21 protein-coding genes are annotated in these 24924 nt (G+C 33.1%); 20 read left to right on the forward strand and 1 reads right to left on the reverse strand.

Going from position 1 to position 24924, the window contains the following annotated elements; translation table 11 throughout:
- Window positions 1-5: 5 nt before the first annotated feature.
- Window positions 6-1568 carry a cellulase family glycosylhydrolase gene (locus ACYQ0N_RS06795; protein WP_460162265.1) on the reverse strand — a complete coding sequence of 521 codons (1563 nt, stop codon included), beginning with the start codon at window positions 1566-1568 and terminating at the stop codon, window positions 6-8.
- 309 nt (window positions 1569-1877) lie between these two features.
- Between ACYQ0N_RS06795 and ACYQ0N_RS06800 the strand changes: the two genes are divergently transcribed.
- The 20 genes from ACYQ0N_RS06800 (at window position 1878) to ACYQ0N_RS06895 (ending at window position 24900) form a co-directional block, all read left to right on the forward strand.
- Window positions 1878-4331 (forward strand): glycoside hydrolase family 9 protein, encoded by a 2454-nt coding sequence (locus ACYQ0N_RS06800; RefSeq protein ID WP_460162266.1) that lies wholly within the window; start codon window positions 1878-1880, stop codon window positions 4329-4331.
- 401 nt (window positions 4332-4732) lie between these two features.
- Window positions 4733-6025: a glycosyl hydrolase family 18 protein gene (locus tag ACYQ0N_RS06805; protein ID WP_177531306.1), complete on the forward strand. Its 1293-nt coding sequence runs from the start codon at window positions 4733-4735 to the stop codon at window positions 6023-6025.
- A 288-nt stretch (window positions 6026-6313) separates the two neighbouring features.
- Window positions 6314-7210 (forward strand): glucose-1-phosphate thymidylyltransferase RfbA, encoded by an 897-nt coding sequence (rfbA, locus tag ACYQ0N_RS06810; protein ID WP_177531307.1) that lies wholly within the window; start codon window positions 6314-6316, stop codon window positions 7208-7210.
- A gap of 306 nt (window positions 7211-7516) precedes the next feature.
- The gene (gene rfbB, locus ACYQ0N_RS06815) at window positions 7517-8545 is read left to right on the forward strand and encodes a dTDP-glucose 4,6-dehydratase (RefSeq protein ID WP_177531308.1); all 1029 of its coding nucleotides are present in this window, start codon (window positions 7517-7519) and stop codon (window positions 8543-8545) included.
- Window positions 8545-9402: a dTDP-4-dehydrorhamnose reductase gene (rfbD, locus tag ACYQ0N_RS06820; protein WP_177531309.1), complete on the forward strand. Its 858-nt coding sequence runs from the start codon at window positions 8545-8547 to the stop codon at window positions 9400-9402. The genes rfbB and rfbD overlap by 1 nt, the downstream gene beginning before the upstream one ends.
- A 3-nt stretch (window positions 9403-9405) precedes the next feature.
- On the forward strand, window positions 9406-10014 hold the full coding sequence (rfbC, locus tag ACYQ0N_RS06825) for a dTDP-4-dehydrorhamnose 3,5-epimerase (protein WP_177531310.1): 609 nt from the start codon (window positions 9406-9408) through the stop codon (window positions 10012-10014).
- 23 nt (window positions 10015-10037) lie between these two features.
- The gene (gene cps2T, locus ACYQ0N_RS06830; protein ID WP_460162267.1) at window positions 10038-11204 is read left to right on the forward strand and encodes a beta 1-4 rhamnosyltransferase Cps2T; all 1167 of its coding nucleotides are present in this window, start codon (window positions 10038-10040) and stop codon (window positions 11202-11204) included.
- A gap of 17 nt (window positions 11205-11221) precedes the next feature.
- On the forward strand, window positions 11222-12295 hold the full coding sequence (locus ACYQ0N_RS06835) for an acyltransferase (protein ID WP_177531312.1): 1074 nt from the start codon (window positions 11222-11224) through the stop codon (window positions 12293-12295).
- A 30-nt stretch (window positions 12296-12325) separates the two neighbouring features.
- Window positions 12326-13309 carry a glycosyltransferase family 2 protein gene (locus tag ACYQ0N_RS06840; protein ID WP_177531313.1) on the forward strand — a complete coding sequence of 328 codons (984 nt, stop codon included), beginning with the start codon at window positions 12326-12328 and terminating at the stop codon, window positions 13307-13309.
- Entirely contained in the window at window positions 13310-14254 is a 945-nt protein-coding gene (locus ACYQ0N_RS06845; RefSeq protein WP_177531314.1) for a glycosyltransferase family 2 protein, read from the forward strand. It abuts the gene before it with no gap.
- Window positions 14229-15383: a hypothetical protein gene (locus tag ACYQ0N_RS06850; RefSeq protein WP_177531315.1), complete on the forward strand. Its 1155-nt coding sequence runs from the start codon at window positions 14229-14231 to the stop codon at window positions 15381-15383. The genes ACYQ0N_RS06845 and ACYQ0N_RS06850 overlap by 26 nt, the downstream gene beginning before the upstream one ends.
- Before the next feature lie 74 nt (window positions 15384-15457).
- On the forward strand, window positions 15458-16663 hold the full coding sequence (locus ACYQ0N_RS06855) for a glycosyltransferase (protein ID WP_177531316.1): 1206 nt from the start codon (window positions 15458-15460) through the stop codon (window positions 16661-16663).
- Window positions 16664-16666: 3 nt separating this feature from the next.
- A complete protein-coding gene (locus ACYQ0N_RS06860) occupies window positions 16667-17077 on the forward strand; it encodes a sugar 3,4-ketoisomerase (RefSeq protein WP_177531317.1) in 411 nt (136 codons plus the stop codon).
- The gene (locus ACYQ0N_RS06865) at window positions 17077-18174 is read left to right on the forward strand and encodes a DegT/DnrJ/EryC1/StrS family aminotransferase (RefSeq protein ID WP_460162268.1); all 1098 of its coding nucleotides are present in this window, start codon (window positions 17077-17079) and stop codon (window positions 18172-18174) included. Before ACYQ0N_RS06860 ends, ACYQ0N_RS06865 begins: the two co-directional genes overlap by 1 nt.
- Before the next feature lie 32 nt (window positions 18175-18206).
- A complete protein-coding gene (locus tag ACYQ0N_RS06870; RefSeq protein ID WP_460162269.1) occupies window positions 18207-18692 on the forward strand; it encodes a GNAT family N-acetyltransferase in 486 nt (161 codons plus the stop codon).
- A gap of 11 nt (window positions 18693-18703) precedes the next feature.
- A complete protein-coding gene (locus ACYQ0N_RS06875) occupies window positions 18704-19594 on the forward strand; it encodes a hypothetical protein (protein WP_460162270.1) in 891 nt (296 codons plus the stop codon).
- Window positions 19595-19618: 24 nt separating this feature from the next.
- Window positions 19619-20272, forward strand: a complete 654-nt coding sequence (locus ACYQ0N_RS06880) for an acylneuraminate cytidylyltransferase family protein (protein ID WP_460162271.1) — start codon at window positions 19619-19621, stop codon at window positions 20270-20272.
- 16 nt (window positions 20273-20288) lie between these two features.
- Window positions 20289-21866, forward strand: coding sequence for an aldolase catalytic domain-containing protein (locus ACYQ0N_RS06885; RefSeq protein WP_460162272.1), 1578 nt, complete (start codon window positions 20289-20291; stop codon window positions 21864-21866).
- A gap of 13 nt (window positions 21867-21879) precedes the next feature.
- Window positions 21880-22905 (forward strand): PfkB family carbohydrate kinase, encoded by a 1026-nt coding sequence (locus tag ACYQ0N_RS06890; RefSeq protein WP_460162273.1) that lies wholly within the window; start codon window positions 21880-21882, stop codon window positions 22903-22905.
- Window positions 22906-24900: a glycosyltransferase gene (locus tag ACYQ0N_RS06895; protein WP_460162274.1), complete on the forward strand. Its 1995-nt coding sequence runs from the start codon at window positions 22906-22908 to the stop codon at window positions 24898-24900.
- Window positions 24901-24924: the final 24 nt, after the last annotated feature.

Here is a 24924-nt window from a genome sequence, read left to right on the forward strand (position 1 = left end):
ATCGCTCAAGAAATCAGAAAGCTGTTCAGCATAACCAGATCAGCAACGTTTATAGTACCGTCATCGTTCATATCGGCGTTATCATAATTTATTTCAGCTTCTCCTGTTAATAAATACTTTCTAATCAATACGGAATCAAAGATGTTTACCTTTGAATCTTCGTTTACATCTCCTAAAACAAACGAGGGAATCGTCGGATCTGTAGAATCGGAATAATATTCTGATAGGGATATTCCGTTTTCGCCAAGCGGTATCGTATGATCAAGACTTATAAATTTACCGCTTTCATTCTGCCACAGCGACGGTTTTACCAGAGCATATTTTTCTTCGTCCCATTTTCCGAAATTATCGTAAACGAGACCGCCCGTATCGCCTGAGTTTTCGTTAAAGCACCAGAATGTATGATGTATTCTGTTTTCGATCATGAAATCGCGTAGATAAGTCATCCATGCTTCGTTTTTACCGCCGTCCATAAAACCACCCCATTCTCCCATAAGCAAAGGAGCTGTCCCTTCGTCCTGGAGAAAGAACCAGTTATCATACCAGCAGTCCTCAAGCAGCGTTTCTTTAGTAAAGCCGTCATAAAACCATTTCTGATCGTATACTAAGGGACCGTAATCGTGAGGAGAATATACAAGCTGGCTCTGATGTTCGCCCAGATTTATAGGATATTTCTTTGCTCCTCTGAAATTTCCTCCCCACCATGTTCCGTGATAGAATTCCGTCATTGTCGTATAATCGATTCTCGGAGCAGTCCAGTCATATCCCTCCTTGGGATAAACCTCAGTTCCCTCAACCATTATAAGAAGATTAGGATTTTTGTTCAAAACTCGTGCGGCACAGGTTTCAGCAGCATGCTTCCAGTTGTTCGGATCCTCGGTATCGTCCCATTTCGCCATAAGCGAGGGAACATCGGCCGTACCATGAGGCTCATTTTTAAGATCAATAGCAAGTATTGTATCGTCGTCCTTGTAATAATCCGCAAACCATTCAAGAGCTTCGCACCAGTCCTCTGCGCTGAATTTGTCAGTATACCATAAACTTACCTGATGACCAGCAGAAGCGGTTTCCGCACTGTGTATATCTATCATTATCTTGATGCCAAGCTCGCGGCACCATTCAACTGCCTGATTCCATATATCGAAGCTATACATGACGGTTCCGCCCTGAACCTTTTCAATGGTTAGTTCAGGGTTAGTGTATTCGTTTACCTTAGGCGTTGCGGGATCAGGATCTCCGTTTTTCCACTGTAGCAGTATTTCAGTTGACATGGGTACCCTTAAAAAATTGAATCCGTGATCGGCAATCTGTGAGAGCATGCTGTGCATATTCTGTGACCACACGCCGTCAAATACTTGACTTCCCACGTTAAATCCAAACCAGTTGCAGCCTGTTATCCATACGGGATTTCCGTACATATCGACAATTTCGGCGTTCTCGTTTACATGAAGCCAGTCGTCGTGGTATTCATCCGGAGCCGCGCCGGCAGATATTCCTGATGAGCCTATCATGATAACGGCGGCGGTCATAATGGATACGATAATTCTTTTATAAAAAGATAGTTTCATATTTCCCTCTCCTTCACAAATAGTATTCAATTAAATGATAACACGGCAGTATAATTATGTCAATGATTTTAATGGATTTAGGAAATTATTTGTATAAAGCGCCGAAAAGCGTTTTGAAAGAATTATTATAAAAAACAAACAATATAATTATATGATTTTAAGTAATTATTCACAAATATATTTAAATTTGAAAAAAGTACTTTATTTTTTTACAGAAAAATGTTAACATATAAATATAGTTTTGTTAAATTCATATAAACGGTATAAGCTATAAAGACGTTTTAATTATGACGAAAGGACGCGGTATTTTTGAAAAAAAGACATTTAATCAAGCGAATTATATCGGCCGCAGTATGTTTTTCGATAATATGCATGTCGTTTGTTCTTCCGTCTGCGGCGGAAATTACGGCAGATATTGCTGATTCGGCTGTTGATGTAAACTTTGCAAAGGCTCTCCAGTTATCGCTTTATTTTTACGACGCAAATAAATGCGGTTCTGGAATAACAGGAGGAAATCTTGAGTGGAGGGGCGATTGTCATACTGAAGACGCCGAGGTTCCGCTTATTCCTATGGGGGAAGATTTTAAGGGTACGAATCTTTCTCAGGAATTTATAAACGAACACCGTAAAATACTTGATCCTGACGGAAACGGAACTATCGACGTTTCAGGAGGAATGCACGACGCGGGAGATCATGTTAAATTCTGTCTGCCGGGAAGCTATGCTGCGTCTACCGTCGGCTGGGGATATTATGAATTCAGGGACGCATATGCAGATTCCGGTCAGCAATGGCATGTTGAAGATATTCTTCATTGGTTTAATGATTATTATCTTAAATGCACATATTTTGACGAGAACGGGGATGTTCTTGCATTCTGCTATCAGGTGGGAGAAGGCAATATAGATCATAATTATTGGAACGCACCGGAGCTTCAGAATGAAAGTCTCCTTAATTTTGCAAGACCGGCTTATTTTGCTACTGAGGAAACTCCTGCATCTGATATGTGCGCCGGCGTGTCTGCGTCCTTAGCCGTTAATTATCTGAATTTCAGGGATACAGAGCCCGAATATGCGGCCGAATGCCTTAATGCGGCAATCAAGCTTTATGAATTTGCTATTAGAACTCATTCTGAAACCGATGGTCTTACGGTGACGAGTCTGGGCTATGATGGAGGCTTTTATACGTCAAGCTATGATTATGACGAGCTTGCATGGGCGGCCGTTTGGCTTTATGAATGCACGGGCAGATATGATTATATCAATGATATAATCTCTGTAGATGAAAGCGTTTCAAACGATATGGGCGCTCATCCGTATACAGGCTATATGAAAAGAATAATTTCCGATACGGGAAATTGCTGGCAGAATATATGGGTACACTGCTGGGATACTGTTTGGGGCGGAGTTTTCGCCAAGCTTGCTCCTATTACAAATACCGCTCGGGACTGGTATATTTTCCGATGGAATCTTGAATACTGGTCCGGTATAGAGCATGCATATCCCGGAGGTCCCGACGATACGCTTTGGAATCTTGAATACGATCCCGAATCTGCAATGACAGCAGATCCTACTGACGGAGCTTTTTTAAGCAAAACTCCGGCCGGATTTTCAATGCTTAATAATTACGGTTCATGCAGATATGATACTGCGGCGCAGCTATGCGCTCTTGTTTATGCCAAGGAAACCGGAGATATGAAATTTGCCGACTGGGCAGAGGGCCAGATGGAATATATAATGGGTGATAATCCTATGAATAGAGCCTATATAGTCGGATATTCTGATAATGCTGCTTCACATCCTCATCATCGTGCTGCTCACGGATCAAAGACGCTTAATATGGATGATCCGCTTGATCAGACTCATGTGCTTTGGGGAGCATTGGTAGGGGGACCCGATGAGGATGATTTTCACATAGATGAAACTAAGGATTTTATTTACAATGAGGTAGCCGTCGACTATAATGCCGCGTTTACAGGGGCATGCGCCGGATTATATGAGTATTACGGTAAAAAAATGGGAAACAAGCCGGTTGAAAATTTTCCGCCCTCGGAAGAATCAATTAAAGGAGAAATCAACGAAGTATATATTCAGGCTCGCGTTATGCAGGAAAATGACGCACGTTCACAGATAGAAATATCTATTTGCAACGATACCTCAATACCGCCGAGATATATTGATACGCTCAGCGCAAAATATTTCTTTAATGTTAATGAGCTGATAAATGCGGGGCAGTCGGTAGACGATGTTACGGTGGATATTTATTATGACCAGGAAAATGCGGACAGTGACGGAAAATCCTTTGCGACTATATCCCAGCCGGTCAAATGGGACGATAAGGGAACCTATTATGTTGAAATAAGCTGGGACGGCTGTTCGTTTTACGGTACGAGGGCGTTCCATTTCGGACTTATAGCCGATATGGATTCAAATTATACTACGCATTGGGATCCGTCAGATGATTATAGTCGGGAAGGTCTTATAGAGGAAACCTATACTCTTACAGAAAAAATAACAGCATATCAGGACGGAGAGCTTGTTTGGGGAACAGAACCGGAAGGCGGAACTGATTCCGGGCTATACGGTGATATAAATATTGACAGTAAGGTTAATGTTGCCGACGCCGTACTTCTTCAGCAGTATCTTTGCAGAAAAACTGAACTGAAGAAAAATCAATATATGCGAGCTGATTTGAATACTGACGGATATGTAAATACTTTTGACCTTATTCTGCTAAGAAGGCTTATTCTTAATTATAATTTATAAAGGAAAAGACTGCGCATGTAAATGTGCAGTCTCTTTTTGTTTAGCATATTTTTAAATGCTTTTTGCTATGTCATGATTTAGCGATGACCGCAGCTTTGCAGTGTATGTTTTGGCATTACTGGGAAAATCATCGCAGAAAACTGCGACGTCTTTATCTGTAATATACAGAACATGCCTGCATTCCGACGCTCCGGATTAAAACAATTCTATCAGCTCAAGAATAAATACTCCCTTCATTTCATAAGTATATAGCATATGTAGTAATACAAATTAACTGGGAAAATAAGTGAATTATAGCTTTGGTATACTGACATAAAACAACAATTTAAATAGTATAAATATAATAAACAATTAAAATTCTCTGTAATATTAATTATAACTGATATACAAGGAGAGCATTTATGCAGATACATATAGTTTCAACTGCCGATACGTCATATTCTATTGCGGCGAGGTACAATATTCCGGTAAGCAGACTTATTTATGATAATCAGCTTGAAACGCCTGACGATCTTGTAACGGGGCAGGCTCTGCTTATATTAGAACCGGAAATTCTTTATACCACCGTTTCAGGAGATTCTATATATTCAATTGCAGACGCCTTTGGAATATCTTTAAAGCAGCTTATACGAAACAATCCATTTCTTTTGGGCAGTGTTTATATTCAGCCTGGTCAGCCGATAGTAATAAGCTATAAAGGTCAGACTAAAATTTCCGCTTTGTATTCCGGAGGTTATGCATATACCTTTATAGATCAGAACATTTTAACTGAAACTTTGCCGTTTCTTACGGAATTATATATATTTTCATATGGTTTTACAAATCAGGGAAATCTTATTTATGCCGATGATGAATTGCTGATCAGGCGTGCGAAGGAGTTTGGAGTTAAACCGATTCTTGTACTTACCTCGCTGAACGAACAGGGAAATTTCAGTAACGAGCTTGTAAATATTCTATTGAAAAATAAACAGGTTCAGAATAATGTAATAGCGGAGCTGGTTAATGCTGTTCAGGCTAAGGGATACGACGGTATAGACCTTGATTTTGAATTTGTACTTCCGCAGGACAGAAACGCTTATGTTGAATTTACACGAAGGTTAGCAGGAGAAATGCATTCTATCGGAAGAACGGTATCTGTAGCTCTTCCGCCGAAGATTTCTGTCGATCAGCGGGGATTATTATATGAAGGTATAGATTACAGAGGGCTTGGAGAAGCAGCGGATCATGTATTGCTTATGACATATGAATGGGGGTATACCTATGGCCCCCCTATGGCGGTTGCACCGTTGCCGCAGGTTAGAAGTATAGTTGATTATGCGGTTACAGAAATACCAGTTAATAAAATTAATCTTGGTATTCCAAATTACGGATATGATTGGCCGTTGCCGTATGGAAGAGGTGTAACAAGGGCTGATACTATCGGAAACATTCAGGCGGTTGATATAGCAAGAGAGAACGGAGCTGTTATAGATTATGACAGCGTTTCACAGGCGCCGAATTTTCATTATATAAAAAACGGAACTGAGAGAGAAGTGTGGTTTGAGGATGTAAGAAGCATACAGGCAAAGTTTGATCTTATTAAGGAATACGGTCTTCGCGGAGCTGGCTACTGGAATCTTATGAGAGGCTTTCGTCCAAATTGGCTTCTTTTGAATAATAATTTTGATATTGTGTCAGATTTATCTTTTGAATAAAAGAATAAACGCCGATTATACTAAGTATAATCGGCGTTTTAATATATAAATTTTATTGTTACGATATAAATTAATTTTTAAATTTAGTAATAATGGATAATTTTTACTTTTCTTACTTGTTTATTTTAGCTTATAAAAATATATATTAAATTCGACTATTTGACAAATTGTTGGAAAAGGCTTTAAAACAGTTGACCTTGCGACATTTGAGTGATATAATAAAAGAAATGTGATTTATGCTGTATTAAGGCTATATTGTATATAATCGAAAAAAATAGAGGAGTTTACATGAAAGGAATAATTCTCGCCGGTGGATCCGGAACAAGACTATATCCCTTAACAAAGGTTACATCCAAGCAGCTATTACCGGTATATGATAAACCTATGATATATTATCCTATGTCAGTGCTTATGAATGCCGGAATTAAAGATATTCTTATAATATCTACTCCTTATGATACGCCTCGGTTTGAGGAATTGCTTGGCGACGGACGGCAGTTTGGTTTGAATTTATCATATAAGGTGCAGCAGTCTCCTGACGGACTTGCTCAGGCTTTTATAATAGGTGAGGAATTTATAGGCGATGATTGCGCCGCAATGGTGCTTGGGGATAATATTTTTGCCGGACACGGTCTTAAAAAAAGACTTGTGGAAGCAGTAAGAAAAGCAGAGAATCAGAATTTAGCTACGGTGTTCGGATATTATGTAGATGATCCGAAGAGATTTGGAATCGTTGAATTTGATGATGACGGAAAAGCAATTTCAATTGAAGAAAAGCCTGAAAATCCTAAGTCTAATTATTGTGTGACAGGTCTTTACTTCTACGATAAAAGAGTTGTTGAATACGCAAAAACCCTTAAACCTTCAGCTCGCGGAGAACTTGAAATAACTGATCTTAACAGAATTTATCTTGAAAACGGCGCCTTGAGTGTAGAGCTTTTGGGACAAGGATTTACATGGCTTGATACCGGAACGCATGAAAGCCTTGCAGAAGCTTCAAACTTTGTAAAAACTATTGAAGATCATCAGCATAGAAAAATTGCATGCCTTGAAGAAATTGCATATCTTAACGGATGGATTTCTAAAGAAGAGGTTCTTGAAGCCTATGAGGTATTGAAGAAAAATCAGTATGGTCGATACCTTATGGACGTTATTGATGGAAAATATATGGATACGCTTCATTGATGCATTGGGAAATATGTGACCGGAATAAAAAGAAATACATCAATAGATTTTTGTATAATATAGCGGCGTTGTGTCATTCAATATCATTTGAATTATCTTTTTATTAACTAAAGTTTCAGCGCCATATTTTTAAGATGCTTTTTTATGTATCATGGTTTTTATTTTACAATAAATTATGTCTTTATTTAATGCGTTCACATATATATACTTTTTTATTTTTTCTTTAAAGATTTATTGACAACAATAATTTAAGTTTTTTATGGGAAAGTCTTTGAAAAATTAGAAAATAGATTAATGGAGAAGAATATGACTATTATTGTAACAGGCGGAGCCGGATTTATAGGTTCAAATTTTGTATATTTACAGCTTAAGGAGCATCCGGAGGACAGAATAATTTGTCTGGATAAGCTCACGTATGCCGGAAATCTTTCAACGCTGAAAGATGCAATGAAAAATCCTAAATTCAGATTTATAAAGGCTGATATCGCTGACAGAGAGGCTGTTGAAAAAATTTTTGAAGAAGAAAAGCCTGATATGATCGTTAATTTTGCCGCTGAATCGCATGTTGACCGTTCCATTGAAGATCCGGGTATATTCTTAAAAACAAATATTATGGGTACTCAGGTGCTTATGGACGCATGCCGCAAGTATGGCGTCAAGCGTTATCATCAGGTGTCTACCGATGAGGTTTACGGCGATCTGCCGCTCGACAGACCTGATCTGTTCTTTACGGAAGATACTCCGATTCATACAAGCAGTCCTTACAGTTCTTCAAAGGCTGGTGCGGATTTACTTGTACTTGCATATTACAGAACGTTCGGACTTCCTGTTTCTATAACAAGATGTTCAAATAATTACGGACCATATCACTTTCCAGAAAAGCTTATTCCGCTGATAATAAGCCGCGCGCTTGCCGATGAAAATCTCCCTGTTTACGGCAAAGGTGAAAATGTTCGCGATTGGCTTTATGTTGAAGATCACTGCAGGGCAATCGACCTTGTAATAAGAAAAGGCCGAGAAGGAGAGGTTTATAATATAGGCGGACATAATGAAAAAACTAATTTAGAGGTTGTTAAAACTATCCTCGCCGAGCTTGGCAAGCCTGAAAGTCTTATAACCTATGTTACTGATCGGCCGGGACACGATATGCGATATGCTATAGATCCGACGAAAATACACAATGAGCTTGGCTGGCTTCCTGAAACAAAATTTGAAGATGGGATAAAGAAAACTATTGAATGGTATCTTAATAATAAAAAATGGTGGCAGGATATAATATCGGGTGAATATCAGAGCTATTATGATAAGATGTATAAGGAAAAGGGACGCGCATAATGAGAGTTTTGGTTACAGGCGCTAAAGGTCAGCTTGGATCTGATGTAGTCAATGAGCTTAATAGCCGTAAATATGAAACTATCGGCGTTGATATTGAAGAAATGGACATTACTGATCCGGAAAGCGTAAATAAAGTCGTTGTCAAAGCCAACCCCGATGTTGTAATTCATTGCGCCGCATGGACGGCAGTGGACGCTGCCGAGGATCGTGATAATATATCGATAGTTCGTTCAGTTAATGTTGAGGGTACTAAAAATATTGCGAATGTATGTAAAAAGCTTGACTGTAAAATGATATATATTTCTACTGATTATGTGTTCAGCGGCCGTGGAACAGATCCTTGGAAACCTGATTGCAGAAATTATGCTCCTCTGAATGTTTACGGTCAGACCAAGCTTGAAGGAGAGCTTGCGGTTGCAGACGCTCTTGATAAGTACTTTATTGTTCGTATAGCATGGGTTTTCGGTGTGAATGGCTCAAACTTCATTAAGACTATGCTTAATATTGGCAAAAAGTATGATACGGTAAGGGTTGTAAATGATCAGATCGGAACTCCGACATATACTTATGATCTTGCAAGGCTTATTGCCGATATGGCCGAGTCGGAAAATTACGGTTACTATCATGCTACCAATGAGGGAGGCTATATCAGTTGGTATGATTTCGCCTGTGAAATTTTTAAACAGGCAGGATATAATACGAACGTTGTTCCGGTGACAACCGAGGAATACGGAATATCAAAGGCTAAAAGGCCTTTTAACAGCAGACTCGATAAATCAAAGCTCTTAGAAAACGGCTTTGAGCCGCTGCCTACCTGGCAGAATGCACTTAAAAGATATCTAAAGGAAATAGAATAAATTATGGGACAGATTAAAGTTGAAAAGAATGCAGGCGGGATTGACGGTCTTTGCATTATAGAACCTGCGGTTCATGGTGATAATCGCGGCTATTTTATGGAGACATATAATAAAAAGGATATGAATGAAGCCGGTCTTGACATGAATTTTGTACAGGATAATCAATCATGCTCTAAAAAGGGCGTTCTCAGAGGACTTCATTTTCAGAAGCAGTATCCGCAGGGAAAGCTTGTTAGAGTTATAAGGGGAAGGGTATTTGATGTTGCTGTAGACCTAAGAAGCGATTCGGAAACGTACGGCAGATGGCACGGCGTGGAGCTTACTGAAGATAATAAAAAGCAATTTTATATTCCCGAGGGCTTTGCTCATGGTTTTTTAGTATTGAGTGATATTGCTGAATTCTGCTATAAGGTAACCGATTTTTATCATCCCGGTGATGAGAGCGGTATAGCGTGGAATGATCCTGAAATAGGGATTATTTGGCCCGAGATTGTAGGAGAATACAGCGGCGGCGCTAATGCCGAGGGCTATACTCTTAAAGACGGAACGAGTCTGGTTTTAAGCGATAAGGATCAGATTTGGTTAGGTTTAAAAGATACCTTTAAATTTTAGAAATAAAGTGTGGTAAAAGATATATGCAGAATGTTTTTATTATCGGCTCAAAAGGAATTCCTGCTTCATATGGCGGATATGAAACTTTTGTAGATAAGCTTACTGAATATCATCAAACAAATGATAAAATAAAATATCACGTAGCGTGCGCCGTTGACGATAACAAAGAGGTTGGAGAATTTATATATCATAACGCGCAATGCTTTAAAATTAAAAGGAAAAAGATCGGGCCTGCACAGGCAATTGTTTATGATATTGATGCATTAAAATATACAGTCAATTATATAAAAAAGAATAATATTGATAAAGCCGTTGTTTATATACTGGCCTGTCGTATAGGACCATTTTTTAAAAGATATGTAAAGCAAATTCATTCGCTTGGCGGAAAAGTTTATGTTAACCCGGACGGTCATGAATGGAAAAGAGCAAAATGGTCTGCACCTGTAAAAATGTACTGGAAGCTTTCAGAGCGTCTTATGGTCAAGCATTCCGATTTGCTTATATGCGACAGTAAAAATATAGAAAAATATATTCATGAATCTTATGAAAAATATAATCCTAAAACAACATTTATAGCATACGGCGCCGAAACCGGAAAAAGCAGTCTTTCAGATGACGATGCGAAGCTTTTGGAATGGTATAGGTCGAACGGTCTGTCTAAAAAGGAATATTATCTTGTAGTAGGCAGATTTGTACCTGAAAATAATTATGAAACAATGATCAGTGAATTTATGAAAAGCAAAACAAATAAAAATTTTGCTCTGATTACTAATGTTTCGGAAAAATTTCTTTTAGAACTAAAACGGAAGACGCAATTTGAAAAAGACGGAAGAATTAAGTTTGTAGGAACTGTTTATGATCAGGAATTGCTGATGAAAATTCGTGAAAACGCATACGGCTATTTTCACGGACATGAGGTTGGAGGTACAAATCCCAGCCTTTTGGAGGCTTTAAGCAGCATTGATTTAAACTTGCTGCTTGACGTTGGATTTAACAGGGAAGTGGCTGAAGATTCGGCTTTATATTGGAATAAAGATAATGGAAATCTTGCAAAGCTTATTGATAAAGTGGATATTTTGTCAGAAGAAGAAATTCAAAAAGTTTCAAAACTTTCTACTGAACGTATTCAAAAAGCATACAGCTGGGAATATATAACGAAAAAATATTTTGATGTTTTCACAAAGTTTTAATTGAGGTTAATTAGCAGATGGAAAATAATATTAAAATATATGCAAACTCATCATCAGTTAAGAATAAAAAGGATCAAAGATTTGAGTATATTCGTGCAATAGCAGCTATTGCTGTAGTTATAATACATACAATGTATACTGCTATTGTTTTATTTGGTGACGAAACAACAAATAAATTCGGAATATATATATATCGTTCAGTTATGAATCTTATGTGGTTTGCTGTTCCGTGTTTTTTAATGCTTACAGGTTTATTATTGCTTTTACCTAAAAAACAAATTGATATAAGAACATTATATAAAAAATATGTTTTGAAAATATTAATTGTTCTTGGAATATTTGGAATTATTTTTTCGTGGATGGAAATTGTTTTTTCTCAAAAGACAATTAATGTTTTTCAAATTCCTAATGCAGTCATTAATGTTATACAAGGTGAAACATGGGCACATTTATGGTATTTATATTGTCTTTTAGGAATATATATTACTTTTCCTATATGGAATATGATTAGCAAAAATGCCTCTGAAAGAGAATTTAAATATATTTTAATAATATTATTTATTTTTGCATCGATTATAAAAACTTTAAATACAATGGGTTTTAATATTGGTTTTTATAATCATATTTCAAATATATATCCATTTTGGTTTTTATGTGGTGCAGGGTATCATAGAGGATTTTTTGATATATCCAAAAAAAGAGCAGTTACTTTAATCCTTACAAATTCGGCTTTATTATTAGTATTAAGTTATCTTGAAACATATGATTATTTTAGCAGTTTAAATTTTTCTGATTTATTTGGATATTCCTCAATTTTAGTTATTGGACAATCAGTAGGCTTATTTGCACTTATTTTGAAGCTAAATCTTGCAAAATGGCTGAAGAAAGTTTTACTTGAAATAGCTGATAAATCATTTGGTATATATTTAGTGCATATGTTATTTGTGAATTTTGAATATAAGCTGTTGTCATTAAATCCATTTGAAGATGGATTATATATTGGTTTTGTACTTATTATATTTAATATTATTTTATCATATTGTTGCACATGGGTACTAAAAAAAATACCATTTATTCGAAAATTTATTTAATTTATATAGTAACATGTTCGGAGGATAAAGATGAATTTAATATCAATTATAGTTCCGGTTTATAATGTTGAGAAATATTTTGATGAATGTGTTAAAAGTATACTTAATCAAAGTTATAAAAATATAGAAATAATACTTGTAAATGATGGTTCCACAGATAATAGTGGTAATTTATGTGATAATTATGCTACTATTGACCCAAGAATTAAGGTTATTCATAAAGAAAATGGCGGATTATCTGATGCCAGAAATTTTGGAATGAAAAATGCAAATGGTGAGTATTTTTCTTTTATAGATTCAGATGACTATATTGATAAATATTTTATAGAAAATCTTTATAACGCTTTAATATCCCAAGGTGATGACTGTAAAATTTCAATGTGCCGTTTTACAAGAAATATCAATGATTTTTCAAATGATAAATCAATTGCAAACAAAGTTGATAGCAATGAAGTGCTAAAAGATATTCTTTATCAAAATGATGATAGTTTGTATTCGGTTGCAGCCTGGAATAAGTTATATCATAAAACGGTATTTAATTCTATTATATTTCCTAAAGGTTTTATAAATGAAGATATGTTTGTGATTTGTGAAGTATTATCAGAAACAAAGAGCGTATCTGTAATTGATTATAAGGGTTATTATTATAGAATTAATCAGAATAGTATAACACAAAAGAAATTTAGTTTAAAAAATATGGATATAATTAAGGCCTGTGATCATATTATTGATTTTATAAAGAAAAAAGATAATTTTTATTATCTAGAAAAAGCGGCAATTAACTTAAAATTTCGCAGATGCTATCAGATGCTTTATAAATTATGGTTATCAAATGCCCAATATGAAGAATATGAGAAAACATTATATTCATTTATAAAGGAAAATAAATTTTTTATTTTAAAGGATAAAGATAGTAAAAAATCTTCTAAGATGGCTGCAATTATGGCAATGACCGGAAAGATCTCTTTTAAAATCTGTACGAAGATTATTTATGGATTAAAGGAAGGAAAATAAATGGTGGATTTAAGTATTATTATTCCGGCATATAATTGCGAATCAACAATAGGCAGATGTTTAGATAATATTATAGACGAAAGATATTCTGATAAATATGAAATAATTATTATTAATGATGGCTCCCAAGATAAAACTCAGCAAATTTGTGAGAATTATAAAAATAAATATTCTAATATTATTCTTACCAATAAAAAAAATGGTGGAGTGAGTTCAGCAAGAAATACAGGACTTGATATAGCTGTGGGGAAGTATATAATTTTTATTGATAGTGACGATTATACTGAGAAAAGTATCATTGATTATATTTTTTCAAGATATAATCAAATAGATGATTTAGTTCTATTTGATTATGATTTAGTAAATAAAAATGGGAAACACATTGGTTCAAAAATAGAATATTTATCAGAAGATTATAATTATATATTTAAGGAAATTTTAACTCAGAAATTAAATAATCCTTTTGGCAAAATATTTAAATCTAATATCATTCAAAAATACAATATTAGATTTAATACAAATATATCGTTGGGTGAAGATTTAGAATTTTTACTAAAATATTATGTGAAAATAAAAAGTCTTAAAATTTGGAATATAGTTTTATATCATTATATATATAATGATAACTCTATTACAACAAAAAAATTATCTGCATCAGATATAAATGACTATTGTTTAGCTTATGAATATGAAATAAAAACACTTAAAAATACTAATAATATATATATATTAAATGAATCATATATAAGAGTGATATTTAGGAAAATATTTATTTCCAAAAATGTTTTTTATAATATAAGATTATTTAAAAATGTATATAAATCTAATACTCTTATAAATGAAATTTTTTCGATTAAATATCCTAAAAAAACAAATATTAAGAAAAATATACTTAAACTATTAATAAAAAGGGGAAAAAATGAAATTAAAGATAATAAAAGATAATATTATATTTTATGTGGCTTTCATTTTATATTATATAAGTATTTTTGTAACTTATATTCCTTTTGAAAAAGCAGGAACATTAAAAATATTATTAGCTTTATTTACATGCTTATGTCTTGCAATTAACTTAATTCCTAAAATTATGATTAGAATTAAGTTTAAGTATATTAAAAAGAAAAGAATCCTTGTAGTAATGTGTGTTGCTATAGGTGCTGTTTTACTTAAAGATTTTTTTGTAATAGTAATCTACCTTTTTGGAGTTAATATTTATCTTAGAATAAAGGATTTGAAGCCACTTTTTAAAATAAGTTTCTATCTTCTTTTAATTATTACAATCGTTACAATATTACTTTGTATGATTGGTGTTATTAATAATGTTGTTACCGCAAGAAATGGTGTGCAGAGATATTCTCTAGGCTTTTATCATAGTAATGTTTTACCACAGATAATTTTATATCTTTGTATTTATTATCATATATTCAAAAAAAATATAACACTTGTCAGCTTTACAGTTTTTGAAGTAGTATCTATATTAGCATATATTATATGCAATTCAAGAAATGCTTTTTTTGCAATACAGGTTTTATTAATTATTTTTATAATAGTAAAAAAATATCGTTGTAATAGAAGATATATTAAACTTTTAAAGCTTATTGCAATTAGTTCTCCTATTATTATAGCAATTATTTCATTATTATTATTATATTTATATAGCATAAATTCGTCGATAGCGATTACATTTAATGATTTTTTTAACAATAGAATTCATATGTGTTGGTTATACTATCAATATCAAGAATTCAAGGTTATAAATTTTATGACAACTGAATATTTTCAAAAAATTATTCTTACACTTGATAATGGTTATTATTATTCAATTGCAAGATATGGTGTTATTATTCTTGTCCCTATATTTATGATATTTATATCTATTACGAAAGGGGCATATAAACGAAATAATGGATATTATTTAGCTGCAATAATCGTACTTTCAGCAGTAAACTTTATAGATAATGGATTTTTTTCTTTTATATTTTATCCATTTATTATTGAAGCTATATATTATTTTAAATATAGAAATAGTTATAAAGATGCTGACATTTTATATATTATAGAACAAAATATATAAAATCAGCTGAATTATTATAAATGAAAATGACTTTAGCTATTGATTATATATTATAAAAGGAAAGTGAAAATATAATGATTATATTTTATGATTCATTAGGAGGAGCAGGTGGCTCACAAACATTAAAATTTAGAATATGCAAATGGTTTAAGGAACATGATATATCATGCGCATTAATGACAAATGATAAAAATGATAATTTCACTATTAAAATGTTTGAAGATCTTAATATACCCATATTCTCTTTTAAGACAAAAAATTATTTAGATTGTTATGAAATATTAAAAAAATTAGATGATAATAATTTAAAAGTTATATGTTTTACAAGAGATGCATATTTGGATATTGAATATGTAAAATATAAAGGATCTATGTTTTTTTATAATGTACTATATTGTATTCACCCTGATACATTAGAATCAGGAAGTAAAAGTCATAAAGGTATTTTAAATGCATTTATAACAAAATATTATAAAAATATTTTAATAGATATAATTGATAATAAGTCATTAGTTATGATGGATCATATAACCGCTAAAAGTACAAGAAAATATAATGATTTAAATGATGATGTTGTATTCCCAATATGGTGGTTACCAATGTATTGTGAAAAAATCGAGAATTATGAAGAAATTATTGAAAAAAGTTATAAAAGTAATAAAATTCTTACAGCTGGAAGAGCAATATTTCCTTTTAAAGGTTATTTTATGGGATTAATAAAAGATTTTGATAAATTATGTTCTGAATTTCCTGATATATATTTAGAAATAGTTTCAGATGGACCAGATATTGATAAAATAAAATCGTTTATCGACTCTTTGGACGAAAGTGTAAAAAAGAGAATATTATTGACAAGTTGGATACCTTATGACGAATTAAACAATAAAATATTAGAATGTAAATTATTTATAGGTATGGGAACAACTGTTATTGATTCGAGTTTAAAATATAAACCATCGATAGCAGTTGGATATAATACTCTTGAAAATAAAGCAAAATGTTTATTTTATGAAGATGTTCATTATAATACTGTAGATGAAAGTTGTAAGGATGATGCGTATTCTTTGATTTCAAAGGTTATGAATAGTTCATATGAAGATTATAAGAAAATGAGTTTATTATCTTTTTCAAATACAGAAGCAGTTTATAATATTGAAAAAATTATTCCAGAAATATTAGCGTACAAAACAAATGATATGAAAAGTATATTTAATTATAAAAATGTGTTTATATATGGTTTGTATAATAGGATGAAGTCAAAAAATAATAAGGGGAATTAAAATATGCAGGTAGTTAAATATGTGTTTCAGCCTCACGGCGATGACCGCGGACAGTTGGTTGCGCTTGAAGAGTTTATTGATATACCATTTGAAATCAAGCGCGTGTATTACATGTATGAAACAGGAGAAGGCGTAAGAAGAGGTTTTCACGCACACAAATCGCTGGAGCAAATATTAATCTGTATTCATGGGACATGTAAAATTCTTTTGGATAACGGTTTTGAAAAGAAAATTGTTCCACTGGAAAAACCATACGAAGGATTGTACATATCTAATGATATGTGGAGAGAAATGTATGATTTTTCTCCCGACGCAGTATTGCTTGTATTAGCGTCGGATTTATACGATGAATCGGATTATATTCGAGATTATGACGAATTTATAAAAATGGTAAATAGTAAGGAGAAGCCGTAATGAACGTACCGTTTGTCAGCTTTAAACCAATGGAGCGGGAACTGGATAAAGAACTTAGAGCAGCCTTTGACAGGGTATTATGCAGTAGCTGGTATATAGACGGAAAAGAGGACAGGGATTTTGAATCGAAGTTTGCTGAATATTGCGATTCTAAATACTGTATAGGAACAGGCAACGGACTTGACGCTTTGATGTTAGCGTTAAAAGCGCTTGATATTAAAACAGGCGATGAAGTAATTATACCTTCAAATACGTTTATTGCTACTGCTTTGGCTGTAACATACGCGGGAGCTACACCGGTTTTTGTTGAACCGGATATTAAAACATATAATATTGATCCATTAAAAATAGAAGAGAAAATTACAAAGAATACCAAGGCAATTATGCCTGTTCATTTATATGGCCAACCGGCCGATATGGATAAGATAATAGAGATTGCCAAAAAAAATAATTTGTATATTATAGAGGATTGTGCACAGGCTCACGGAGCAACATATAAACATAAGATAATCGGAAGTTTTGGAGACGCGGCGGGATTTAGCTTTTATCCCGGAAAAAATCTCGGAGCTCTCGGTGATGCCGGCGCAGTTGTAACTAATTCTGAGGATATTGCGGACAAGGTTAAAGCATTGGGAAATTACGGCTCAGATTATAAATATCATCATATTTATAAGGGAAATAATTCAAGATTGGATGAAATGCAGGCAGCTTTTTTGTCAGTTAAGCTGTTACATTTAAATCGTATGAATCAGGAAAGAAAAAGAATTGCGTCAAGGTATATCAATGAAATAAAAAATCCTTCAATTGTTCTTCCACATGTAATTGAAGGGGCAGAACCGGTTTGGCATATATTTGCAGTCCGTTCAGACCGCAGAGATGAACTTTCAGAATTTCTCGGAAAAAATAACATTGTTACAAATATGCATTATCCTACCGCAATCCATTTGCAGGAATGTTATAAAGATTTGAATATTAAAAAGGGCGAACTTCCGATTGCGGAAGAATTAAGTCTTACGGAGCTTAGTTTACCTATATTTTATGGTATGACTGAAGATCAAATAAGTCATGTTATTGAAACGGTAAATAAATTCAACTGATTATTTTTGAGAATAATGAAATGGATGGTAATATGAAATTACGGAAACTAAAAATAAAGGACGCATTGCTAATGTTGGAATGGATGCATGACGAAAGCGTTACTATGTATTTAAAAACAGATTTCAGAAATAAAACTGAGGATGATTGTGTTTCTTTTATTTCATCCAGTTTATCAGATAAAAAAAATATCCATATGGCCATAACAGATGATAATGATGAATATATGGGTACAGTTTCGTTAAAAAATATTAATTATACTGATAGCTTTGCAGAGTTTGCCATTACAGTCAGAAGAACGGCAATGGGAAAAAATTTCGCTTCATTTGGTATGAATGAAATAATTCGGATCGCACATGAAGATTTAAATATAAAAAGAGTAATATGGTGTGTATCTACTAATAATCATAGAGCAATAAAGTTTTATAGGAAATTAGGTTATATACAGATTTCAGACGTACCCGAGGAATTATTGAAAAAATATTCAGATCAAATGGATTTGATCTGGTTTGAAGGTTAGGATGATGTTAATTGTATATTTATTTAAAGCATATTATTAAAAGCATATTAGGAGAAAAAAGATATAATAGCTTACGTAAAAATAAAATATTAAGCGATTTTGCTAAAATTGATGATAATATAAAATATAAAATAAATAATAATAATAGATTTAAGGATATTCACAAAAATCAAAGATGTTTTATATTGGGAAACGGTCCCTCATTAAAGGATGTAGATTTAGCTTTATTATCAAATGAAATTGTTTTCTCCGTTAATAATTTTTGCAAGGTTAAGGATTTTAAAAATGCCAAAACAAACTATCATTTTTGGATAGATGACGCTTTTTTTAATTTAAGAAAAGACATGAAATATAATATGGATGATATAATGAACAATTATTCATTAATGTCTGAAGAAAATGCAGAATGCTTTGTTCCTATTTCCGCTTTAAAATTTATAAAGGATAATAAGCTGGATGAAAAGCTTAATATTAATTATTTGATAAACGGCATACCATTTGAAGCTTTTAAACTTGATGAATTTGATATATGTTCTATTATTCCTTCATTTACTACTGTTGTACAATATTGTATAATTGTAGCAATATACATGGGTTTCAACGAGATATATTTGTTAGGCTGTGATTCTACGGGTATAGTAGCGACAATAAATTGCGCTTTAAATCAGAAAAATAAAGATATGCATGCGTACGGCAACGATAATACAGAAAATGAGATTAACGGTTTGCTTAAGCATTGGAATATGTCTAAGGTTTTTTTTGATCAGTATTTATTGTTTAAGGGCTATGAGTATTTGAATGATATTTGCAATAATAAAAATATAATTCTGAAAAACTGTTCAGAAAAGTCGTTAATAAATTCAATTAAAACAGCTTCAATTAATGAAGCGCTTGAAAATTAAAATGATATAATAAGGAAGATTTATATGAAAGTAACCGCTGTAGTTCCAATGAAATTAAATAACAGACGTTTGCCTCAAAAGAATACAAAATGTTTTAAGAATGGCAAGCCGCTGTGCTGGTATATATTATCGACTCTTTTAAAAATAAATGAAATAGAAGAAGTATATGTTTATTGCAGTAATCCAGATATAAAAAAATACATTCCTGAAGGTGTCAATTATCTGAAACGTTCAGAAGATTTAGATCAGGATTCTACTAAAATGAATGAGGTTTTACAGGCTTTTGCGAGAGAAATTCCTTCGGACATATATGTTATGACGCATACAACCGCTCCTTTTATAAAATCATCAAGTATAAAAAAAGGCTTAGAGGCTGTTTTGTCAGGCGATTTCGATTCGTCATTTGCGGTAAAGAAGCTTCAGGATTTTTTATGGAAAGACGGAAGGCCTTTTAACTATGAGTTGGATAATATTCCCCGAACGCAAGATTTACCTCCGTTGTTTGAAGAAACAAGCGGGTTTTATATATACAAATCAAATATAATAAGAAATCTGAACAGAAGAATAGGACAAAAGCCTTTTCTTGTTGAGGTAGGTGAAATAGAATCAATTGATATTGATGAACCTGAAGATTTTAAAATAGCGGACGCAATTTATAATCATATTATATTAGAATGATTTCTGGAGGATTGATATGAATAGAGTTCATATTTTAGACTGTACGTTAAGAGACGGCGGATATTGTAATTTATGGGACTTTGGATTTGAAAATACGAAGGATATTATTTCCGGATTAATTAAATCAAATGTTGAAATAATAGAATGCGGATTTTTAACCGATAAGGTAAAATATAATAAAAACGTCACAAAATTTACTGATCTTAAGGAACTATCATCTGTTATACCCGACAAAAGGGACGGTAAGCTTTTTGTTGCAATGGTAAACTATGGAGAATATGATATAAATTTATTGCCGAATTATGATGGATTATCAATTGACGGTATAAGAGTAGCGTTTCATAAAAAGGATATGTCGGAGGCTTTAGATTTATGTGAAAAAATTAAATCTAAGGGTTATAAGGTATTTATTCAGGCAATGGTATCGTTAAGCTATACGGACGAAGAATTTTTAAGGCTGATAAATTATGCTAACAAAATTGGACCGTATGCGTTTTACATTGTTGACAGCTTTGGAATGATGAAAAAGAAAAGTCTGACAAGATTATTTTATATGGTAGAACACAACTTAAATGAGAATATTTGGATTGGTTTTCATTCACATAATAATATGCAGCTTGCATTTTCAAACGCCCAGGAGCTTGTTAATATACAGACAAATAGAAATTTAATTATTGATTCTTCTGTTTATGGTATGGGAAGGGGAGCAGGTAATTTAAATACTGAGCTTTTTGTAGAGTATTTAAATGATAATTGTGGAACTGAATATAATATTAAGCCTCTTCTTAAAATAATTGACGATATTATAAATGGCTTTTATCAGAAAAATTATTGGGGATATTCATTGCCTAATTATATTTCAGCGTCACACAATGCACATCCGAATTATGCAAGCTATCTTGATGATAAGAAAACACTTACTGTTGAAAATATTAATGAAATATTTGATATGATGGACTCGGAGAAAAGTGTAGAATTTGATAAAGAATATATAGAAGAATTATATATGCGTTATATGAACCGCGAGGTTATACAGGAAGCGCGGCTATCAGAATTCAAAGATAAGATCAAAGGAAAAAGGATTATATTAATTGCTCCCGGAAGAAGCTCGGTTGAAGAGACCGATAAAATACTGCGTTGTATTGACAACAATACAATAGTAATAAGTATAAATCATAATTATAATCAAATTAAAACGGATTATATTTTTATCAGTAATTTAAGAAGATTTAACAGTATTGATAAAGACTTAAAACAAAAATTAATAATTACTTCAAATATTTCAGCTGATCAGATTTATCTTCAGGTTAAATACCATGATTTGCTCAATGATACTGATATGGTTAAAGACAACGCAGGATTAATGTGCGTTAAGCTGCTTATGGATAACGATGTAAAAGAAATACTATTAGCCGGATTTGATGGTTATTCTCACGAAACCGAAGAAAACTATGCTGTAAAGGATATGGCATATATTTCAAAGAATGCTGTGCTTGACGCATTAAACAGAGGGATCAGCGATGTTCTTAAGAAGTTTAATGAAAATGTAAAAATCAAATTGATTACGTCAGAGAAATATATTCATATACAATAGGAGTATTTATATAATGAAAGTTTTATTGTTCGGTGAATTACTTTTACGCTTGGCTGCGCCAGGGTATACGCGATTGTTGCAAAAGGATTCTTTAGAGGCCACCTTTTGCGGAGGCGAAGCTAATGTGGCCGTATCGCTGTCTAATTTCGGAATAAACTCGATGTTTATAACCAAGCTTCCTGATAATGATATAGGAAAAGCGGCGGTTAATTCACTTCGTTATTTTGGTGTGGATACTTCAAAGGTGTTTTTTGGAAACGGAAGAATGGGATTATATTATCTGGAAAAAGGAGCCTCGCAGCGCCCTTCAAAGGTTATATATGACAGAAAATATTCTGCCGTTTCGTTATCTCAGAAGAATGAATATGACTGGATAAATATATTCAAGAATATTAATTGGTTTCACTGGACAGGCATTAATCCGGCCTTATCAGATAATCTCGCGGATATTTGTCTTGAAGCATGTAAAATTGCAAAATCAAATGGTATTACTGTGTCATGCGATCTTAATTTCCGAAGCAGCCTTTGGTCAAGCGAAAAGGCTAAGAACGTAATGAATCGCTTAATGCCTTATGTAGACGTTTGCATAGCCAATGAAGAAGACGCTGATAAAGTTTTGGGGATAAAATCAAGGGATACTGATATTGAATCGGGAAAGCTTAATAAAAATGGTTATATAGAAGTTGCTGAAACAATTTGCAGTCGTTACGGCTGTAAGTATGCGGCATTTACCTTACGTGAAAGTTATTCTGCCAGTAGAAACGGATGGAGCGGTATGCTTTATGACGCCGAGCGGAAACGATCATTTTTCTCACGAGCCTATGATATTCAGATTGTAGACAGAGTTGGCGGGGGAGACAGTTTTACAGCCGGCATTATATACAGCTTAATTACAGGAAAAGAAAATCAGGAAGCAATTGAATTTGCTTCTGCGGCCAGTTGTCTTAAGCATACGATAGAGGGAGATTTCAACAGAGTAACGCTAAGCGAAGTTGAGAGCTTAATAAATAACGGCGGCAATGGGAGAGTTATAAGATAAATGGAAAAGCTGATTAGTGTAATTGTTCCGGTTTATAATGTAGAAGAATATGTTGAAAAATGTGTTCTTTCAATTATTAACCAGACATATAAAAATCTTGAAATAATACTTGTTGATGACGGTTCAACAGATAACAGCGGTAAAATATGCGATGAAATTGCTATCAAGGATAACAGAATAAAGGTTATTCATAAGAAAAACGGCGGATTGTCTGACGCGAGAAATGTAGGTATAGACATTGCTAAAGGCGATTACTTGGGATTTGTTGATAGTGATGATTTTTTACATCCACAGCATTATGAAATTTTAATAAAAGACGCGTTAAAATATGACGCGGGTATCTCTGAATGCAGATTTGTGAGGGAAACAATACAAAGCTATGAATCGTTTTGCAATAAAATATTAAGCTATGAAAGCAAATTATGTAGCAGTCATGATGCATTAATGGATTTATATGCGTCGAAAGAGAACTTTCATATAATGGCATGGGCGAAAATTTACAAAAGGGATTTATTTAAAGATATTAGATTTCCAAAGGGAAGGCTTCATGAGGATATGCCTATAATGTATAAGCTTTATGAGCTTGCCGGTAAGCTATCAGTAACAAATGCAAAGCTTTATTATGTCAGCGAAAGAGTCGGAAGTATAACACGATGTCAATATAATCGTTTTCGTATTGAATGCTGGTTTGAACATTATATTCAAACCTTTGAATATTATAAGAGCTCTAATAATAATGAGATTATGAATTCTGTAAAAGCAGGATACATTCAGGATATGCCGCCTTATTGGCTAATGTGTTATTCTGCGCATGATAAAGTTATGATGAAAAAGCTTATAAGAGAATACAGAAAATTTTTTAAGCTTAATGTGTTGCGTTTGATTAATAAAAAATTAAGGATAAAAGCAATTTTAAATTATTTTAGTCCTAATATAGTTATTTTTCTAAAAAAAATCAAGAGAAAAATTAAATATATCAAAACGCTTATTAGCGGATATTTTATGAATAAGGCAAAGTATGACGAATATGATGAAAACACTATATTTATATATGGAGTACCGGAGTATGGAAACATAGGAGATCAGGCTATCGCTGCCGCAGAGGTAAATTATATATCGGATCTTTTTCCAAATAGAAAAATTGTTTTAATACCAGAATATGAATGCCACAGAAATTTGATTAGTTTGAAATTATTAACTAATAAGCGTCATAATTTATGTATTATTCCTGGAGGAGGGAATATGGGTATTTTATACCCATTTCAGGAGAGTATAAGATTATTAGCTGTTAAACAACTCAAAAAGGCTAAAATTATAATTTTTCCTCAGTCCATTGATTATTCAGAAGAATCAAAAGCCTTACAAAAGGCAAGAAATATTTATCAGTCACATAAAAATCTTGTAATATTTACCCGTGAAAAATACAGTGAATTAATCAGGGAAAAAATTTTTCCCAATTGCGAGGGCTACCTGGTTCCTGATATCGTATTATCCTATAAGCCTGATATTTTGGACGCAGAAAGAAATGGTATACTTTTTTGTCTCAGACATGATAAGGAAAAAAATTCAGAAGCAGGCAATTTGATTAAAGCTATTACAGAGGCTTCTGAGAAATATGAAAAGAATATAAAGTATATCGACACATGCAGCAGGGATTATGCAAATAAATATGAATTTCAGCTTGAGGGATTAAATAAACTTTGGAGTGAATTTAAAAAATCAGAGTTAGTTATAACGGACAGACTTCACGGTATGATTTTCAGCGTTATTACCGGAACTCCATGCATAGCGCTCGACAATAGCACCGGTAAGGTAGGCAACCTATATAACACATGGCTGAAGGATTCTAACGTGGTATTTGTTTCTGATTCAAGAGACATAAACAACGTTGTTGAAATGATAAAAAATAAAAAATTCAAGAAAATAAATTTCAACATAGAAGAATTTAGGCAAAATTTTTCAAAGCTTGCCGAGGTTTTGAAAAGGTTTGAATAATGAAATACTTTGTCAAAGGAGTCT

The organism is Ruminococcus sporogenes (assembly GCF_054655175.1).

Coding starts and splice junctions, on each gene's coding strand:
- ACYQ0N_RS06795 (WP_460162265.1), bottom strand. CDS start 1,568: ATGAAACTATCTTTTTATAAAAGAATTATCGTATCCATTATGACCGCC.
- ACYQ0N_RS06805 (WP_177531306.1), top strand. CDS start 4,733: ATGCAGATACATATAGTTTCAACTGCCGATACGTCATATTCTATTGCG.
- rfbA (WP_177531307.1), top strand. CDS start 6,314: ATGAAAGGAATAATTCTCGCCGGTGGATCCGGAACAAGACTATATCCC.
- rfbB (WP_177531308.1), top strand. CDS start 7,517: ATGACTATTATTGTAACAGGCGGAGCCGGATTTATAGGTTCAAATTTT.
- rfbD (WP_177531309.1), top strand. CDS start 8,545: ATGAGAGTTTTGGTTACAGGCGCTAAAGGTCAGCTTGGATCTGATGTA.
- rfbC (WP_177531310.1), top strand. CDS start 9,406: ATGGGACAGATTAAAGTTGAAAAGAATGCAGGCGGGATTGACGGTCTT.
- cps2T (WP_460162267.1), top strand. CDS start 10,038: ATGCAGAATGTTTTTATTATCGGCTCAAAAGGAATTCCTGCTTCATAT.
- ACYQ0N_RS06835 (WP_177531312.1), top strand. CDS start 11,222: ATGGAAAATAATATTAAAATATATGCAAACTCATCATCAGTTAAGAAT.
- ACYQ0N_RS06840 (WP_177531313.1), top strand. CDS start 12,326: ATGAATTTAATATCAATTATAGTTCCGGTTTATAATGTTGAGAAATAT.
- ACYQ0N_RS06845 (WP_177531314.1), top strand. CDS start 13,310: ATGGTGGATTTAAGTATTATTATTCCGGCATATAATTGCGAATCAACA.
- ACYQ0N_RS06850 (WP_177531315.1), top strand. CDS start 14,229: ATGAAATTAAAGATAATAAAAGATAATATTATATTTTATGTGGCTTTC.
- ACYQ0N_RS06855 (WP_177531316.1), top strand. CDS start 15,458: ATGATTATATTTTATGATTCATTAGGAGGAGCAGGTGGCTCACAAACA.
- ACYQ0N_RS06860 (WP_177531317.1), top strand. CDS start 16,667: ATGCAGGTAGTTAAATATGTGTTTCAGCCTCACGGCGATGACCGCGGA.
- ACYQ0N_RS06865 (WP_460162268.1), top strand. CDS start 17,077: ATGAACGTACCGTTTGTCAGCTTTAAACCAATGGAGCGGGAACTGGAT.
- ACYQ0N_RS06870 (WP_460162269.1), top strand. CDS start 18,207: ATGAAATTACGGAAACTAAAAATAAAGGACGCATTGCTAATGTTGGAA.
- ACYQ0N_RS06880 (WP_460162271.1), top strand. CDS start 19,619: ATGAAAGTAACCGCTGTAGTTCCAATGAAATTAAATAACAGACGTTTG.
- ACYQ0N_RS06885 (WP_460162272.1), top strand. CDS start 20,289: ATGAATAGAGTTCATATTTTAGACTGTACGTTAAGAGACGGCGGATAT.
- ACYQ0N_RS06890 (WP_460162273.1), top strand. CDS start 21,880: ATGAAAGTTTTATTGTTCGGTGAATTACTTTTACGCTTGGCTGCGCCA.
- ACYQ0N_RS06895 (WP_460162274.1), top strand. CDS start 22,906: ATGGAAAAGCTGATTAGTGTAATTGTTCCGGTTTATAATGTAGAAGAA.